This is a genomic window from Photobacterium sp. WH77, from assembly GCF_022014395.1.
Classification (GTDB): Bacteria; Pseudomonadota; Gammaproteobacteria; order Enterobacterales; family Vibrionaceae; genus Photobacterium; species Photobacterium arenosum.
In genome coordinates this window covers 227,304-243,815 of the sequence record NZ_JAKLTE010000002.1, presented here as the reverse complement: position 1 = coordinate 243,815, position 16,512 = coordinate 227,304, and the positions used below count along the sequence as shown (strand labels likewise).

At 51.5% G+C, this 16,512-nt stretch carries 15 protein-coding genes; 9 read left to right on the top strand and 6 right to left on the bottom strand.

The window, feature by feature from the left end:
• Positions 1 to 567 precede the first annotated feature (567 nt).
• The 6 genes from ruvB to aspS all read right to left on the bottom strand — a co-directional run bounded on the left by ruvB (position 568) and on the right by aspS (position 7,174).
• Positions 568 to 1,581 carry a Holliday junction branch migration DNA helicase RuvB gene (gene ruvB, locus L6J37_RS03540; RefSeq protein ID WP_192015254.1) on the bottom strand — a complete coding sequence of 338 codons (1,014 nt, stop codon included), beginning with the start codon at positions 1,579 to 1,581 and terminating at the stop codon, positions 568 to 570.
• Positions 1,582 to 1,591: 10 nt separating this feature from the next.
• A complete protein-coding gene (ruvA, locus tag L6J37_RS03535) occupies positions 1,592 to 2,212 on the bottom strand; it encodes a Holliday junction branch migration protein RuvA (RefSeq protein WP_192015253.1) in 621 nt (206 codons plus the stop codon).
• Positions 2,213 to 2,314: 102 nt separating this feature from the next.
• Positions 2,315 to 3,772 carry a methyl-accepting chemotaxis protein gene (locus L6J37_RS03530; protein ID WP_237794141.1) on the bottom strand — a complete coding sequence of 486 codons (1,458 nt, stop codon included), beginning with the start codon at positions 3,770 to 3,772 and terminating at the stop codon, positions 2,315 to 2,317.
• Positions 3,773 to 3,943: 171 nt separating this feature from the next.
• The gene (ruvC, locus tag L6J37_RS03525) at positions 3,944 to 4,465 is read right to left on the bottom strand and encodes a crossover junction endodeoxyribonuclease RuvC (RefSeq protein ID WP_027253444.1); all 522 of its coding nucleotides are present in this window, start codon (positions 4,463 to 4,465) and stop codon (positions 3,944 to 3,946) included.
• Positions 4,466 to 4,470: 5 nt separating this feature from the next.
• Positions 4,471 to 5,214, bottom strand: a complete 744-nt coding sequence (locus tag L6J37_RS03520; RefSeq protein WP_192015251.1) for a YebC/PmpR family DNA-binding transcriptional regulator — start codon at positions 5,212 to 5,214, stop codon at positions 4,471 to 4,473.
• A 172-nt stretch (positions 5,215 to 5,386) separates the two neighbouring features.
• Positions 5,387 to 7,174, bottom strand: a complete 1,788-nt coding sequence (gene aspS / locus L6J37_RS03515) for an aspartate--tRNA ligase (protein WP_237794140.1) — start codon at positions 7,172 to 7,174, stop codon at positions 5,387 to 5,389.
• A gap of 298 nt (positions 7,175 to 7,472) precedes the next feature.
• Here aspS and L6J37_RS03510 point away from each other — a divergent pair, with 298 nt between their 5' ends.
• From L6J37_RS03510 to L6J37_RS03470, 9 genes are all read left to right on the top strand, one after another.
• Positions 7,473 to 8,348: a DUF72 domain-containing protein gene (locus L6J37_RS03510; RefSeq protein WP_237794138.1), complete on the top strand. Its 876-nt coding sequence runs from the start codon at positions 7,473 to 7,475 to the stop codon at positions 8,346 to 8,348.
• A gap of 164 nt (positions 8,349 to 8,512) precedes the next feature.
• Complete coding sequence (gene cmoA, locus L6J37_RS03505) at positions 8,513 to 9,241, top strand: carboxy-S-adenosyl-L-methionine synthase CmoA (RefSeq protein ID WP_218383031.1); 729 nt, start codon at positions 8,513 to 8,515, stop codon at positions 9,239 to 9,241.
• A gap of 30 nt (positions 9,242 to 9,271) precedes the next feature.
• Entirely contained in the window at positions 9,272 to 10,246 is a 975-nt protein-coding gene (gene cmoB, locus L6J37_RS03500; RefSeq protein ID WP_237794136.1) for a tRNA 5-methoxyuridine(34)/uridine 5-oxyacetic acid(34) synthase CmoB, read from the top strand.
• A gap of 102 nt (positions 10,247 to 10,348) precedes the next feature.
• Entirely contained in the window at positions 10,349 to 11,104 is a 756-nt protein-coding gene (locus L6J37_RS03495) for an ATP-dependent zinc protease family protein (protein ID WP_218383301.1), read from the top strand.
• A gap of 97 nt (positions 11,105 to 11,201) precedes the next feature.
• Positions 11,202 to 12,707, top strand: coding sequence for an inactive transglutaminase family protein (locus L6J37_RS03490; protein WP_192015247.1), 1,506 nt, complete (start codon positions 11,202 to 11,204; stop codon positions 12,705 to 12,707).
• A gap of 3 nt (positions 12,708 to 12,710) precedes the next feature.
• Positions 12,711 to 13,682: an alpha-L-glutamate ligase-like protein gene (locus L6J37_RS03485; RefSeq protein ID WP_192015246.1), complete on the top strand. Its 972-nt coding sequence runs from the start codon at positions 12,711 to 12,713 to the stop codon at positions 13,680 to 13,682.
• 109 nt (positions 13,683 to 13,791) lie between these two features.
• A complete protein-coding gene (locus L6J37_RS03480; RefSeq protein ID WP_237794134.1) occupies positions 13,792 to 14,940 on the top strand; it encodes a MalY/PatB family protein in 1,149 nt (382 codons plus the stop codon).
• An 88-nt stretch (positions 14,941 to 15,028) separates the two neighbouring features.
• Positions 15,029 to 15,550: a VC2046/SO_2500 family protein gene (locus L6J37_RS03475; RefSeq protein ID WP_192015244.1), complete on the top strand. Its 522-nt coding sequence runs from the start codon at positions 15,029 to 15,031 to the stop codon at positions 15,548 to 15,550.
• A 247-nt stretch (positions 15,551 to 15,797) separates the two neighbouring features.
• A complete protein-coding gene (locus L6J37_RS03470; protein ID WP_192015243.1) occupies positions 15,798 to 16,487 on the top strand; it encodes an SDR family oxidoreductase in 690 nt (229 codons plus the stop codon).
• Positions 16,488 to 16,512: the final 25 nt, after the last annotated feature.

The window sequence follows — 16,512 nt, the reverse complement described above, 5'->3', positions numbered from 1 at the left end:
AAATGCAAATTTAATCACCTTGGCAGGTTCTATAGTCACAACAAAAAACGGGTAATTTTTCTCAGTAAAGCTGAAAGGAAAAAACGACTTCGGCGCACAAGATAACATCAATAAACAAGCGTAAAGACAGTGCAATTAATATAAACCTGACCCGACCTTTAGATTATTTTTTCTAATCCAAAAAGACAACAAGACAATGACTGTGCCCTGCAGGTATCACCTTACTGGCAGCCATACCAACTGTGACACTTGTTTGGAGATGAAGATATTCCTATTAACATTTCCCGGTTTGGTTACTGCACCAATATCCAAGTTTTAAACAATCACCGCCAAGCCCAGGCCTGCCAGAAAAATCCGCAACTCCTGGCCAGCCTCAACCATTTGGGCCTTTACCAGCATTAAAGCTATGGCCACCGTCAGGATTTGACCCGTCTGACGCATAAACTCATGCAGGAAATGTTAATGATATTAGATGACTCAGCCGGATTTAGCCGAAAAAAACATGCGTAAAAAGCAAACAAAAACGGAGCCTTGGGCTCCGTTTTTAACATTTGATTATCTGTGATATCAGCTGCTAGGGATATCCAAACCAAAATGCAGATAAGCGCGATGGGTCGCGATCCGTCCCCTGGGTGTGCGCTGCAAAAAGCCTTGCTGAATCAGATAGGGTTCGAGTACATCTTCAATCGTATCCTTTTCCTCTCCGATAGCGGCTGCAAGATTATCCAATCCCACAGGACCACCCATGAATTTGTCAATAATCGCCATCAGCAGTTTTCGATCCATATAATCAAAGCCGCTGCTGTCCACATCCAGCATATCCAGCGCCTGGCTTGCTACCTCTTCACTGATATGACCATCACTCTTCACTTCAGCATAATCCCGTACGCGCCGTAACAACCGGTTCGCGATACGCGGCGTGCCGCGGGCACGTCGTGCAATCTCCAGCGCCCCTTCCGGCACCATAGACAACCCGAGGCACCGGGCGCTGCGCTGAACAATATCTTGCAGATCAGCCACTTTGTAGTACTCAAGCCGCTGGGTAATACCAAAACGATCACGCAGCGGTGAGGTCAGCGAACCGGCACGCGTTGTCGCGCCCACCAGGGTAAACGGGGGCAGATCTATCTTGATAGACCGTGCCGCCGGCCCTTCGCCAATCATGATATCAAGCTGATAATCTTCCATCGCCGGATAGAGCACCTCTTCCACCTGAGGGCTGAGACGATGGATCTCATCAATAAAGAGCACATCATTTTCTTCCAGGTTGGTCAGTAGTGCCGCCAGATCGCCGGCCTTCTCCAGCACAGGGCCTGACGTTGTACGGATACTGACACCCATTTCGTTTGCAACAATGTTAGCCAGTGTCGTTTTACCCAATCCGGGCGGGCCAAAAATCAGCAGATGATCGAGCGCTTCAGTACGCAGTTTCGCAGCCTGAATAAAAATTTCCATCTGGCCCCGGACATGATCCTGGCCCTGATAATCCTGCAGTAATTTCGGGCGGATGGCACGGTCAATGACCTCTTCTTCGCGGTTAACCGGATAACTTCCCGACACCAGGCGATCAGCTTCTATCATACAATCTCACTTACACCATGGAGCGCAGGGCTTCACGGATAATCGCTTCACTTGGCATATCATCCTGCGCAACCTGAGCGACCACTTTAGAAGCCTGCTGAGGTTTATAGCCCAGCGCTATCAGGGCGCTCACGGCTTCATCTTCCGCCCGGTTCTTATCGGATGCGGCAGACTGTGCCTGGCTGGCTGCAGTATCCAGCGCTGGTGTGAAAAGATCGCCCTCGCCCCAACCTTTCAGGCGGTCTTTCATTTCAACCAGCAGGCGTTCTGCCGTTTTCTTACCCACACCGGGGATCTTCACTAAGGTAGAAATATCTTCATTTTCCACACAAAGCACGAACTGGCTGGCCGTCAACGCAGACAAGATGGCTAAACCCAGTTTCGGGCCAACACCATTGGCTTTGATGACTTCGCGAAACAAATCCCGCTCACTTTTCTTATTGAAACCGTACAGCAGCTGGGCGTCTTCTCTCACCACAAAGTGGGTGGCAATGGTGACTTCCTGCCCCGCTTGCGGCAATTCGTAAAAACAGCTCATCGGCATCTGAACTTCATACCCGATTCCGGCGGCTTCAATCACCACTTCCGGTGGCTGTTTTTCTACTATGATTCCTCGTAATCGGCCAATCACTGCCTTGCCTCTATCTCGCAAATTAAATTGGCTCTAGCATAATAAAGCGCTGGATGGATATCCAGCGCTTTATCAGAATGTCGTAATAAATGACAGACAAGATCAAGCCTGATGGCGTGACACCAGCGCATTGAGGCTATCGGCGAGTCCTTTTAAGGTTTCGACTCTGTTGGCCAGCTCGGCGCCCTGCTGGGCCACCTGATCCGAAACCTGATTAGTCTGCACCACACTGTGTGCCACTTCGGTGCTGACCTGATTAAGCTCTTTCAGTGACTGGACCTGAATACCCAGGGTATCGGCCAGCCGGTTAACATCCTCAGACAGACCAGTGATCTCGGCAATAATACCGCCCAGCTCGGTCGCCGTGGCATGAATGACTTTTTGTCCCTGCTGCACTTCATTTTTACTTTTCTCCAGCAAGCTGCGGATCTCTGTGGCGGAAGCATTACTTTTTGCAGACAGCTTACGGACTTCATCGGCGACCACGGCGAACCCTCGTCCCGATTCCCCGGCTCGCGCGGCTTCAATCGCGGCATTCAATGCCAGCAGATTGGTCTGTTCGGCAACGGCAGTGATCAGCTCAGCGGCCGACATGACTTCATTATTACTGTGCAGGATGCGGGCGATAGCGTCGGTTGAGGCATTCAGTGATGCCGAGCTGTGCTGGGCCTGAGTTTCTATGGTTCGGCTGCGCTGGCGCAATTCGGTTACCGAACGGTCTGATTCATCCAGCCCTTCTGTCATCTGCCCGAGTTGCTGGCTCATCTGCTCGGCCGCACTGGCCTGCGACAGACAGTTCTGATTGAGATCTTTCACCTGATGATGCAACGCATCAGACTGCTGTTCCAGATCATCGGCTAACTGTGCCAGCTGACTGGCACTTTCGCTGGCACGATCCATAATGCTGCCCAGCGCCTGCTCACCTTTTTTGGCTTGCTCTGCCAATGTATGGCTGGCCCGTTCAGCCTCTGACGACTTCACCAGCGCGCTTTCTCGCTGACGCACGGTGAAGGCCTGAGCGATACCTATCACTATTAAAGGCAGTAATAAGCCAGACCAGGTTTCCAGCCGTTCTGCTGCCGGCGTCAATACCAGGTGAGGAAAGTCGTGACCGGCCAGAGATTCCTTTATCATCCAGCCAGAAATCACTACGACCAGCGCACTCCAGATCATGGCTGTGACCGGTTTGGCCGCCAGAAAAAACGCCACAATCAGCAGCGGCATCCAGAATGCCTGAGTGGAAACAACAATACCGCCACTTTGATAGACAATGTTCACGGCATGGATCACCATGCCCAGAAAACCCAGATTGATCGCAAGTTCAATCTGTTTAAGCCAGCGTACAACCAACCCGGCCAGTATTTCGCATCCAATGAGTGTAATAGACGTGATAACCAAACTGGTATGGGCATGGCTCGACCATTTTATCCAGCTGTACAAGCCGACGAAAAACGAGATGAGGGTGAAAAATAGCAGGGTATCAACCAAGCGGACTTGCTCTCCCTGCCACTGATGTGAAGAGGGCAAAAACAGGCCGCGCCAAAAAGCGACTGGGGACATTTTGTTATCCTTGTCATTGTTATATATGAACTATCCAACAGCTCCGACCACTATATTCAGTTAACAATGAATTAACAAAGAAAAAAGCAGCACAAGGCTGCTTTTTTTTGATCCGTCCAACAGAACGCATTCCTGACAGGGATATTGATATGGTGACTTAACAGCGTATGACTATCTGTATCGTCCCCGTTTCGAACCCGATGCCTGGCCTGCCATCGCCACCAGGGTTTTGTGGGTATGGGCATGACAGATAGCCACTGCCAAAGCATCTGCCGCATCCGCCTGGGGCTTACCCGGTAATTTCAGCATATGGCAGACCATGTGCTGAACCTGTACTTTATCGGCACTGCCTTTGCCAACCACCGCCTGTTTAATCAATCTGGCCGCATATTCGCTGACGGGGATATGGGCATTCACGGCTGCAACAATTGCACTGCCGCGTGCCTGCCCGAGTTTCAGTGCCGAATTGGCATTTTTGCCCATGAAGACTTCTTCAATGGCAAAATCATCGGGACGAAACTGAGTGATCACTTCGGTAACCCCGGCATAAATCTGATGCAGCCGACCCGGAATATCATCACAGCTGGTACGGATACAACCACTGCCCAGATATTCAAGTTGTCTGCCCACCTGACGGATAACACCGTATCCCGTGATTCTGGAGCCTGGGTCTATCCCTAAAATAATGGCCATTAATATTACAACTGTTCCGCCACTTCGTCGGAAATATCCCCGTTATGGTATACCTCCTGCACATCATCAAGATCATCCAGCGCATCAATCAGACGCAGCAGTTTTGGCGCTGTGTCCGCGTCCAGCTCGGCCTTGGTTGACGGCACCAGAGTCACTTCTGCGTTCTGGGCTTCAAATCCGGCAGTGTCCAGTGCGTCTCTCACCGGACCAAAATCCGCCGGTGTGGTGTAGACGTCGATAGAACCATCATCATTGGTTTCAACATCATCAGCCCCCCCTTCCAGTGCTGCTTCCATGACAGCGTCTTCATCCAGCCCCGGCGCGTAGGAAATCACCCCTTTTTTCTCGAACAGGTAATTAACGCTACCGTCTGTGCCCAGATTACCGCCCGCTTTGCTGAACGCATGGCGCACACCGGATACCGTGCGATTGCGGTTGTCCGTCATACATTCAACCATCACAGCAGTGCCGCCAGGACCGTATCCTTCATAAATCACGGTTTCCATGTTGTCGTCACCTTCACCGCCAGCACCACGACTGATAGCACGGTTGATGGTGTCACGCGTCATGTTATTGGACAGCGCTTTATCGACAGCAGCACGCAGGCGCGGGTTGCTTTCCGTTTCAGGACCGCCTTCTTTGGTCGACACCACGATTTCTCGGATTAACTTGGTAAAAATTTTGCCACGCTTAGCGTCTTGCGCCGCTTTGCGGTGTTTGATGTTGGCCCACTTACTATGACCTGCCATAACAATGCTCCGGATTTATAGAGGGTGTTGTCCCAGCTCTGCGTCACTGGGAGGCGCTGATCACTGTTCAGAACACGGCGAGAGATCGTACATCAGATGGTATGAAGCATACTGCAATGTCTTGAAGAGTGATCGGGCTGGCAGAGCTGCCAGCCCGGATAAGCCTGATTAATCAGGCTTCGGTATTTTGTTCATCTTTCGCGACCAGCTTCACCGCAATCGCCAGCTCCTCAAGAGCGGCAGGATTAGCCAGACTTGGCGCATCTGTCATCAGACATGCTGCCGCCGTTGTTTTCGGGAAGGCAATCACGTCACGGATATTCTCAGTACCACACAGCAGCATCACCAGACGATCCAGACCAAACGCCAGGCCTGCATGCGGCGGCGTACCAAATTTCAGTGCGTCCAGCAAGAAGCCGAATTTCAGTTGCTGCTCTTGCGCGTCAATACCCAGAATGTTGAATACTGCCGCCTGCATGTCTGCGTTGTGAATACGCACAGAACCACCGCCCACTTCGTAGCCATTCAGTACCATATCGTAAGCATTGGAAATTGCTGTTGCAGGGTTAGCCGCCAGCTCTTCCGCGGTCATGCCCAGTGGCGAGGTGAACGGGTGGTGCATCGCGTGCAGATTACCTTCCTCATCTTCTTCAAACATTGGGAAGTCAACCACCCATAACGGCGCCCATGCCGATTCGTTGGTCAGATGCAGATCTTTACCCAGCTTCAGACGCAGCGCGCCCATCGCTTCATCAACCACATTTTTACGATCGGCACCAAAGAGCAGAATATCGCCAGATTCGGCCTGAGTGCGCTCCAGCAACTGGGCCACTATGTCTTGGTTCAGGAATTTAGCCACAGGTGACTGCACGCCGTCAAAACCGGCCGCGCGGTCATTGACCTTCATCCATGCCAAGCCTTTTGCACCGTAAATACCGACAAAACTGGTGTACTCGTCAATCTGCTTGCGAGACAGCGCTGCACCACCCGGTACACGCAGAACGGCCACGCGGCCTTTAGGATCATTAGCAGGGCCGGCAAAGACTTTGAAGTCGACGTCTTTCAGGATGTCGGCCACATCCACCAGCTCCAGCGGGTTACGCAGATCGGGCTTGTCCGACCCGTAACGACGCATCGCTTCTTCATACTTCATGACAGGGAAAGTACCCAGGTCAACGTTCAGCAGCTCTTTCCACATATCGGCTACCATGCGCTCAGTCACGGCACGTACCTGATCGGCCGTCATGAACGAGGTTTCAATATCGATCTGGGTAAATTCAGGCTGACGATCTGCACGCAGATCTTCGTCGCGGAAACATTTGACGATTTGATAGTAGCGGTCAAAACCAGACATCATCAGCAACTGCTTAAAGAGCTGCGGTGACTGAGGCAATGCGTAGAAACTGCCTTTGTGCACACGGCTGGGCACCAGATAGTCACGGGCACCTTCCGGTGTCGCTTTGGTCAGGACGGGTGTTTCAATATCCAGGAAGCCGTTTTCATCCAGGAAGCGACGCACGAAGCTGGATGCTTTCGCACGCAGTTTGATACGGTCGCTCATTTCCGGGCGACGTAGGTCCAGATAGCGGAATTTCAGGCGTTGCTCTTCGGTGTTCTTCTGGTTGAAGTCCAGCGGCAGCACATCGGAACGGTTGATGATTTCCAGGCCTTTGGCAATCACTTCCACTTCACCGGTCGCCATGTCTTTGTTGACCTGGCTGTCCGGACGCTGACGGACTTCACCGGTCAGACGGATACAGAATTCATTGCGCAGTTGGTTCGCCACCTCGAAGATATCTTTCATATCCGGGTCAACCACTACCTGAACGATACCTTCACGATCTCGCATATCAATGAAAATAAGACCGCCTAAATCACGACGGCGGTTTACCCAGCCGCAAAGCTCAACGGTTTGTCCCGCATGGGACTTGTTCAGGTGACCACAATATTGGGTGCGCATAAGAATTTCCCGATCTGTTTACTTACAATCCTGTGTGTCCGCCCAAAATGGTATGACAGACACCAACTGTGCCAGTTTCGGCCATCTTCAGTGTCCGGCTGCGGCCTGACTGACGTCCGAAATAAAAATAACGCGGTATTATAAATGAAAAACACCACTGTAGGAAAAACCTCTGGCGTAAATCAAGCAAAATAGCCTGATTACAGTCGTGAATGTTGACCGAATGGCGGGATATTCTCCACAATGTCAGCCAAGCCCCTTATCCAGACGAATAAAAAGTATTCACTAAGGTTTTTCAATGCCCTTTTCTTCACCCCTAAAGATCGGCATGGCAATGTGGTCACATGCGCCCTGGCAACGTAGCCTCTACGGCCGCGGCTGTCCTTCCACCGAAAGATTAAACCGGTACGCAGAAACTTTCTCCACTGTCGAAGGCAATACCACCTTCTATGCCACGCCCAAGCCGGCCACTGTACAGAACTGGGCTGATGCCACACCGGACGATTTTCGATTCACCTTCAAGCTGCCGAAAACCATCACTCATCAATATAAGCTGATGCACTGCCAGGGCCAGCTCGGTGAATTTTTTCATGTCATGGCGCCTGTGGCAGAAAAAACCAGCATCTGGAAAATTCAATTACCCGCCAGCTTCGGACCGGCAGAGCTGCCTGCACTCTCCGCTTTTCTTAAACAGCTGCCGTCAGATCTGACGGTTGGGGTTGAGGTCCGCCATCCGGCCTTTTTCAGCAAAGGCGCAGAAGAAAAGGCGCTAAACCGGTTGCTTATCGAACATCAGGCCAACCGGATTATCATGGACACTCGCCCAGTTTTTTCGGCCCCCGCCACCAGCGAGGCGGTCATTGATGCCCACCAGAAAAAACCCAGAGTGCCGGTTCACGCCATTGCAACCGCCATGCACCCTGTGGTGCGTTTCATTGGTCATCCGGATCTTAATGCCAACGATCCCTTTTTTGCCAACTGGTTACAACGTCTTCCCTTATGGCTGAGTGAAGGCCGCCAGCCTTATCTGTTCATTCATACGCCCGACAACGACTTTGCCCCGGAACTGGCCGTCCGGCTTCATCGCCAGTTGGCACAACAATTGGCTGACACAGCGTTGCACCTGCCCGAGCTGAAATTGCCGCAAGGTGGTGACCAGGTGTCACTGCTCTGAATCCTACCTGACCTGCCCTGTAAATCCACAAGACAAGTGGCGCTATTTTATCTACAATACGCGCCTTTTCAGCGGGAGAAGGACTCCCCATTGCCATCGCCGTGCGGCGAGGTATGCCGGAAGGAACCGTGCGAGATTCAGATATCAGGTGTGAGGAAGAGATAATGGCTGGCCACGACAATTTGTTCGCCGCCCCGATCGATAAATTGGGTGATTTTACCTTTGACGAACGCGTCGCCGAAGTATTCCCGGATATGATCCAACGTTCTGTGCCGGGATACAGCAATATCATCTCCGCCATTGGCATGCTGGCCGAGCGCTTTGCTATGCCGGATTCCACGATTTATGATCTGGGCTGTTCGCTTGGCGCTGCCACGCTGTCCATGCGTCGTCATATCAAACAGCCCGGTTGTAGAATCATAGGCGTCGACAACTCCCGCGCCATGGTAGAGCGCTGCCGTCTACATATTGACGCTTACCGCTCCGACACACCGGCAGACATTATTGAAGCGGATATCCGGGATGTGGATATTCACAATGCCTCTGTGGTGGTGCTGAATTTCACCCTGCAGTTTCTGGCACCGGAAGATCGCCGCCAGTTGCTGGAAAAAATCTATGCCGGGCTGCGTCCGGGCGGCATACTGATCCTGTCTGAGAAATACGTTTTTGAGAACGGCCAGGCGCACGAGTTGCTGATCGATCTGCATCACGATTTCAAACGTGCCAACGGCTACAGCGAGCTGGAAATCAGCCAGAAACGCAGCGCCATTGAGCATGTCATGCGCCCGGACAGCATCCCGGCCCACCGTGAGCGTTTGTCCGATATTGGCTTTCGCAGCGTAGAAGTCTGGTTCCAGTGCTTCAACTTCGGCTCTATGTTTGCCATCAAGTAATTAACGAAATTAAGGTAACTTTGACGCTCCATGTTTAGCTTTTCAGAATTCTATCGCTTATTAGCCAATGACGAGCAACTGCGTCCCTGGCTTAACATTTTGCCGCAGCAATTATCCGACTGGGAAACCGCCCAGCACGGCGACATGGCCCGCTGGGTTCGGGCGCTGAAGAAGTTTCCTGCCGATAAGCCGGACTTTATCGACCTGAAAACACAAGTCAGTGTCATGAATGAAGTGCCGGTAGCCGATGGTGAGCAAAAACGCCTGGAAAGCTTACTGCGTCTGCTGCACCCCTGGCGCAAAGGCCCGTACCATATCCACGGTATTCACATCGACACCGAATGGCGTTCCGACTGGAAATGGGATCGCGTTCTGCCGCACATCTCTCCCCTCAAACACCGTAAAGTGCTGGATGTCGGTTGCGGCAACGGCTACCACATGTGGCGTATGCTGGGTGAAGGGGCCGCACTGACGGTCGGGATCGATCCTTCAAACCTGTTCCTGATTCAGTTCGAGGCGATCCGTCGCCTGATGGGCCAGGATGAGCGTGCGTTCCTGCTACCGCTGGGCATCGAACAACTGCCGGAACTGAAAGCGTTTGATACCGTCTTCAGTATGGGTGTGCTCTATCACCGCCGCTCGCCGCTTGATCACTTATTGCAGCTGAAAAACCAGCTGCGCAAAGGCGGTGAACTGGTGCTGGAAACCTTAGTGATTGAAGGCGATGAAAATGCGGTACTGGTTCCAGGTCACCGTTATGCTCAGATGCACAATGTCTACTTTTTCCCCTCTGCCAAAGCCCTGAAAGTCTGGCTGGAGAAAAGCGGTTTTGTCGATGTGCGGATTGTTGATGAAAGTGTCACCACCACCGATGAGCAACGCTCCACCAACTGGATGACAAATAATTCACTGCCGGAATATCTTGATCCGCAAGACCCGTCAAAAACAATAGAAGGCTACCCGGCCCCCCGACGCGCAGTGCTGGTCGCCGTAAATCCTGACTAAGTGTTAACAAAAGGGTGCTACCCGCATCCTTTTTTGTACGCTAAACTACGGCCCCCTAAAGAAAAACTAAGAATTACACTATATCCACTTTTGGGAGTGAGCATGCTTGGCCGCAGCGTAACCTTTATTGCATTGACATTTATTTCCGGCTGCTCAATGCTGAAAACCGAACCCAGCCCGCAGCGGGAAACGAATACACTGACTGCGATTGAAATGATGGAAACCAATGTCCATTTTCGACTTAATCGCATGTCGCAACAAATAAATGAGCAAAATGAAAACATTGCTAAGTTAGAAAAAGAGCTATCATCAATGTCAGAAGAACTGAATAAAGTTGCTTCTGTTTCATCGTCTAAACCTGAAGTCATTGTTGAGAAAAAAATAGTGCCGGTACCACAAAAAACTATTGATATCGATCCTAAAACTGCCCATGGCAAAGTTATCCTGGGTGAAGAAGAGTGGATCTGGCTGGACTCAGTGCAATCCTTTTTTAAAGCACGGGTTGACACGGGTGCGACAACTTCTTCGATCAACGCACTGGATGTCCAGATCTTTGAACGGGATGGCAAACAGTGGGCCAAATTCAATCTCAGCCACAGCGGAGAAGAGAATCAGCCAGCCGACCAAATCGTGGAAGCCCCGATTGTCCGCTGGGTGAAAATTCGCCAGTCTTCCGCCGACGATACCGAGCGGCGTCCGGTGGTTGAAATGTGGCTTAAACTCGGCAAATTGCATGAGAAAGCACAGTTTACCCTGGCAGACCGAACACAGATGACATATCCGGTGTTGCTTGGGCGGGAATTCTTTAAAGACGTCGCACTCGTTGATGTCGGTAAACAATTCATCCAAGGGCGATAACCGTTTTCAGTTTGGGGCATGACAGCTTGTCATAGCCCCATTTTCGTTTTCATCGTTTCGTTTGCTTCAACCAATAAAGGAAAAATTAGAGGTTGTCATGACGTCAAGAATTCCGTTTTATTTTCTCATCACCTTGCTCGTCATTGCCGGGACAGCGCTCAGTCTCTACCGCCATGATATTTACGGTGTGCCTTGGACACCGGGCGAAGAGCGCGCCTTGTGGGAGCTGGAAGCCAGAGTGGAGTTTGATGCCATCGGCAAACCGGTCAAAGTATCAATGGCCGCACCGGAATCACAGCAGGGCTTCACGCAAATCGACGAAAGCACCTCATCACCTGGCTATGGCGTTGCACTGATCGATACCGATCAGGGACGCCGGGCGGAATGGTCAATTCGTCAGGCATCCGGCAAACAGGTGCTTTATTACAAAACACAGATGCTTGTCGACCCGCTGGCCAGTTTCTCGACCGATAAACCGAGAGGCAAGCCTGAAGCTCCCAGCCTTGATAACCCTCAGGAAACGGCAGCCAAAGCCATGCTGGTTCAGGCTAGAACCCTGTCGGCGGACAATCTGACGCTGACCCGGGAAATACTGAAACAGCTCAATGATAGGAATAACCAAAACGCCTCTTTGCTGCTCAATGCTTTTCCGCGGGAAAATGTGGTGGTTTTCTTACTCTCGATGGAAGGGATAAATGCCCGCATCGTGGGTGGCTTACAGCTCGAAGATGGCCGCCGTCGCCAAAGCATCAGCCCTATGGTGGAAGTCTGGGGCGGCGAGAAATGGCATTTATTTGACCCGCAGACAGGACAGGAAGGTAAACCTAACGATGTACTGGTCTGGAATCAGCAAGGTCATTCCTTGCTGGATGTCATAGGCGGCCGTAACTCCAATATCAGCTTCTCGATTATTTCGCAGGATATTACCCCGCAGCAGGCAACCCGTGAAAAAATCCAGGCTGAAGATCTGCTGAACTTCTCAATACACAGCCTGCCTATTGAGGAGCAGGCGATGTTCAAAACCATCATGCTGGTACCGATAGGCGCGTTGATTGTAGTCTTCCTCAGGGTCATAGTGGGCCTGAAAACCTCAGGGACATTCATGCCGGTGCTGATTGCAGTGGCCTTTGTGCAGACTCAGCTGATTACCGGTGTACTGGGTTTTCTGCTTATCGTTGGCACAGGTTTAATCATACGCAGCTACCTGTCGCGGCTGAACTTGCTGCTTGTGGCCCGAATATCCGCCGTCATAGTGACTGTAATACTCATTATTTCGATCTTTACCGTGGTGGCCTTCAAAATTGGCCTGGTAGAAGGTCTGACGATCACCTTCTTCCCGATGATCATCCTGTCCTGGACGATTGAGCGTATGTCGATTCTGTGGGAAGAAGAAGGGGCAAAAGAGGTCTTTATTCAGGGTGGTGGCTCGCTGTTAACGGCTATCATAGTGTATCTGGTCATGACCAATGATCTGGTTCGTCACTTAACCTTTAACTTTATCGGCCTGCAACTCATTATAATGGCAATGATCCTGATGCTGGGTAACTACACAGGCTACCGCCTGAGTGAGCTACGACGCTTTAAGCCGTTAGCGGAGGATTAAGCCATGTTTTTATCGCGTTATACTACGCCGTGGCGTCTGCGCGAACGCGGCATCATGGGCATGAACAAGCGCAATCACAGCTATATCGGCCGCTACAACGACCGCAGTCTGTATCCGCTTGTCGATGATAAACTGAAAACCAAGATCATCGCCCAGCGTGCGGGAGCCACCGTGCCTGAACTGATCGGTGTGATAAGAAGCCAGGTTCACGTCAAAGAAATTCACGACATGGTGCGTGACTGGCCGGGCTTTGTTATCAAACCGGCTCAAGGCTCCGGCGGGAAAGGGATTCTTGTCATTATCAAGCACGAAAACGGTTTATACACCAAACCGTCAGGGGCTGTGATTAATAAGCAGGATGTTGAAAGACACATCACTAATACCCTGGCCGGGCTTTTTTCGCTCGGCGGCAAGAACGATGTGGCCATGGTCGAAAATCTGATCCAGTTTGATAATGTCTTCGACGGGTTCAGCTTTGAAGGGGTACCGGATATACGGGTGATTGTATTTAAAGGTTACCCTGTCATGGCCATGATGCGTTGTTCAACCGCGGCCTCCGACGGCAAAGCCAACCTTCACCAGGGAGCCGTCGGGGTCGGCATTGATATCGCCTCCGGCAAAGCCGTTCGTGCGGTGCAGTTTAACCTGCCGGTAGAACGTCACCCGGATACTGAAAGATTGCTCAGCGAGCTCACCGTACCCAACTGGCTGAAGTTACTGGAACTGGCAGCCAGTGCCTGGGAAATGACAGGACTGGGCTATCTGGGCACTGACATGGTACTGGATAAAGTCAAAGGTCCTATGGTATTGGAGCTGAATGCCCGGCCTGGCCTTGCGATCCAGACCGCCAATGGCTGCGGGTTGCTGCCGCGACTTCATCACATTGAAAGCCTGGGCACGCCGTCCAAGATGCCCTCTCCGGCTGAACGCGTCGCCTATGCTGCCGAACAGTTTGGAGCTAAGCCCCTGTTCTGATTACCTCTCAAGCCCCGGTTTTCGGCTGGGGCTTTCTTCTTCTGGCCAATTAGGCGCATAATAGCTCAGTCATCATATTCATTGATTTCAACTGGTTATTGGAGAGCCTATGTCAGAGATCCTGCGTTTATTTGACCAGCCGGTGGATCGCACCAAGAGCAACAGTACAAAGTGGCTGAAGTATCAGGGAAAGGATGTTCTGCCTATGTGGGTGGCAGACAGTGACTTCAGAGTACCGGATGCGATCACACACGCCCTCCACCAGCATGTCGATCACGGCGTCTTTGGCTATGGTTCCGTGCCTGCATCGCTCAGCGAGCTGATCGTTGAGCGCATGGCGACGCTCTATAACTGGCAGATCAAACCGGAGTGGATTGTTTATTTACCCGGTCTGGTCTGTGGTCTCAATCTGGCTGTTCGTGCCTGTACCGAGCAACATCAGGCCGTTGTCAGTCCCAAGCCGGTGTACCCGAAATTTTTTAGTGCGGCAAAATACGCTTCACGCCCTCTGGCCTACTCCCCCGTAACACTGCAGCAAGGCCGCTGGCTGTTGAATTTAGCGGCAACTGAGATCCCGACCGATAGCAAGCTGTTGCTGTTCTGTAACCCCTTAAATCCCGGCGGTACCGTCTACACGCGTCAGGAGTTGGAAGCGCTGCACAGCTTTGCCAAAAAGCATGACCTGTATGTCTGTTCCGATGAAATCCACTGCGATTTGCTCCTCAATGAGAATGCCCGCCATATTCCCTTTGCCAGTCTGGATGACGATGCCGCACAGCGATCCATCACCCTGATAGCACCGAGCAAGACCTTTAACATTGCCGGTCTTGGCGCATCAATGGCAATTATTCCGAGTTTCGAGCTACGACGCCGTTTCAACCGGACGCGGGCTGGCATAGTGCCTGAGGTCAATGTGCTGGCCTATACGGCCGCCGAAGCCGCATACCGTGATTGCCAGCCGTGGCTCGACAATCAGCTCCACTATCTGCGTCAGCACAGAGACAGGCTGATGACAGCCATTAACAGTATGCCGGGGCTCACACTGCATCCGATTGAAGCGACCTATCTGGCCTGGATTGATGCCTCCGGCCTGCCTGTGGCAAACCCGCATGCCTTCTTTGAAGCCGCTGGTGTTGGCTTTTCGTCTGGCGCAGATTTTGGCCATTCCGGATTTGTCAGGATGAATTTTGGCTGTACCAGCCAGACTTTAGAGCTGGCGCTATCGCGCATGAAGAACGCCATTGAATCAATCGGTTAATAATTAGCCATCTGATAGACAATCTCGCTAAAGATTTTCACTGACTGTCCGATAGAGATAACACTGGTTTTAATTTCTGTCGGACTCCATGCAAATCCATACCATAGACAAAGCGCAGCTTATCAGTGAAGTGCAGCTTGGTAACCAGCTCAACCGCGCGGTTGAGCAGGGGCGCCGATCTGACTTCGCACTGATGCTGGCTATGTTATCGCCGGATTATCTGGAAACCACGCCGACCGAAAAACCGCTGCCCCCTGCGACCACAGAAGAGCAGTTGCGCTCTTATTTCGAATTGCAAGACCCTGCCCCGCTGTCGACATCCGAGTTCTGCTATCCCCGTGGTGCAGAGCAATCACGAGCGTTCCATTATGGCGGGCTTTCCGCAACCCGCTTACTCAGCTCGTTACAACCCATAGCAATAACGTTCCCCCCCCAGGACACTAAAGGTTTGCCTGAAGAGCTGTACCATAACCTGTCCGGGCATGAGCGCCGCCGCCTGCCTCCCACCCAGCCGGAACCGATCAAAGGGTCCCCGCAGGATCTCTACCTTAACCTTATCCGAGCCAAACGTTCCGCTGAAATGTATGGTGCCGTTGCTAAGGTCTGCTGATCACCATCACCTTTTCTTTTCGTTATTTTTCAGTCAATTAAGCAATTTTTTCGCGACATCTCACAAAGTACTAAATTTCGTGACAAGCGTCATATGCCAAACAATTCAATGCCGCTTTACCTGCGTACTTAACTAAGATTTAACATTATCAGGGTGTTATTAGTTTATTGAATAGTGAAGGTGAGGATGGTTAAAGCCGTCATTGCTGTTACGACTTCTAGGTATCCACATATAGGAAGATTGCGCTATGAATATTGCAGACTCAGTTATTCTTATTACTGCTGCAGGCTGCCCATTAGGAAAAGCCGCATCGTTCCATTTCTCTTCATTAGGCGCACGGATAGCCCTGGTAGATACAGACAGTGAACGATTGCACATCAACCATCAGGAATGTTTAGCCAAAGGCAGCGAGTGCTATGCACTTTGTCTTTCCGATAATAAAGAAGCCACTATTGCCAGTGCCATTCATGCGGTACACGAGCAATACGGAAAAATCGATGTACTGATCAACTGTTGGCTGGGTGTCGATATTCCCATGCTCTTAACCCAGACCTCAGTTGAAGAATTCTGCCAGCTCATGACGGAAGGTACATCAGCGTTTCTTTCCTTTGGCAAACAGACCGCAAGCTACATGCGCGAACATCACCAGTCCGGTGTGATTATCAATTTAGCTGCTTGCCGGCCGGATAATCCCATACCTTTGAGCAGCAGTTCCAAAGCCATGCTGGCGGGCTTTACTCAAAGCTGGTCCAAAGAGCTGGCGCAGTACAAAATTCGTGTTGGTGGCGTTTTCCCGCTGATCTTTGATGAGCGGCATGATCTGCCACCCAGCACCCTACTCAGCCTGCCCATGCAGTATGAAATTGCCCGTAGTGCTGAGTACATAGTCTCGAACGACTATTTCAATGGCAGAATGATTGAAGCTGAAGTGGTCTGATCCCCTGTCACTGCAGCGAGTCCCG

Excerpts from the sequence above, each read along its gene's own strand:
- L6J37_RS03530 (WP_237794141.1), bottom strand. The coding sequence starts at position 3,772 with ATGTCCCCAGTCGCTTTTTGGCGCGGCCTGTTTTTGCCCTCTTCACAT.
- L6J37_RS03470 (WP_192015243.1), top strand. The coding sequence starts at position 15,798 with ATGAATATTGCAGACTCAGTTATTCTTATTACTGCTGCAGGCTGCCCA.
- L6J37_RS03510 (WP_237794138.1), top strand. The coding sequence starts at position 7,473 with ATGCCCTTTTCTTCACCCCTAAAGATCGGCATGGCAATGTGGTCACAT.
- aspS (WP_237794140.1), bottom strand. The coding sequence starts at position 7,174 with ATGCGCACCCAATATTGTGGTCACCTGAACAAGTCCCATGCGGGACAA.
- L6J37_RS03480 (WP_237794134.1), top strand. The coding sequence starts at position 13,792 with ATGTCAGAGATCCTGCGTTTATTTGACCAGCCGGTGGATCGCACCAAG.
- ruvB (WP_192015254.1), bottom strand. The coding sequence starts at position 1,581 with ATGATAGAAGCTGATCGCCTGGTGTCGGGAAGTTATCCGGTTAACCGC.
- L6J37_RS03495 (WP_218383301.1), top strand. The coding sequence starts at position 10,349 with ATGCTTGGCCGCAGCGTAACCTTTATTGCATTGACATTTATTTCCGGC.
- cmoB (WP_237794136.1), top strand. The coding sequence starts at position 9,272 with ATGTTTAGCTTTTCAGAATTCTATCGCTTATTAGCCAATGACGAGCAA.
- cmoA (WP_218383031.1), top strand. The coding sequence starts at position 8,513 with ATGGCTGGCCACGACAATTTGTTCGCCGCCCCGATCGATAAATTGGGT.
- L6J37_RS03490 (WP_192015247.1), top strand. The coding sequence starts at position 11,202 with ATGACGTCAAGAATTCCGTTTTATTTTCTCATCACCTTGCTCGTCATT.
- L6J37_RS03485 (WP_192015246.1), top strand. The coding sequence starts at position 12,711 with ATGTTTTTATCGCGTTATACTACGCCGTGGCGTCTGCGCGAACGCGGC.
- L6J37_RS03520 (WP_192015251.1), bottom strand. The coding sequence starts at position 5,214 with ATGGCAGGTCATAGTAAGTGGGCCAACATCAAACACCGCAAAGCGGCG.
- L6J37_RS03475 (WP_192015244.1), top strand. The coding sequence starts at position 15,029 with ATGCAAATCCATACCATAGACAAAGCGCAGCTTATCAGTGAAGTGCAG.
- ruvC (WP_027253444.1), bottom strand. The coding sequence starts at position 4,465 with ATGGCCATTATTTTAGGGATAGACCCAGGCTCCAGAATCACGGGATAC.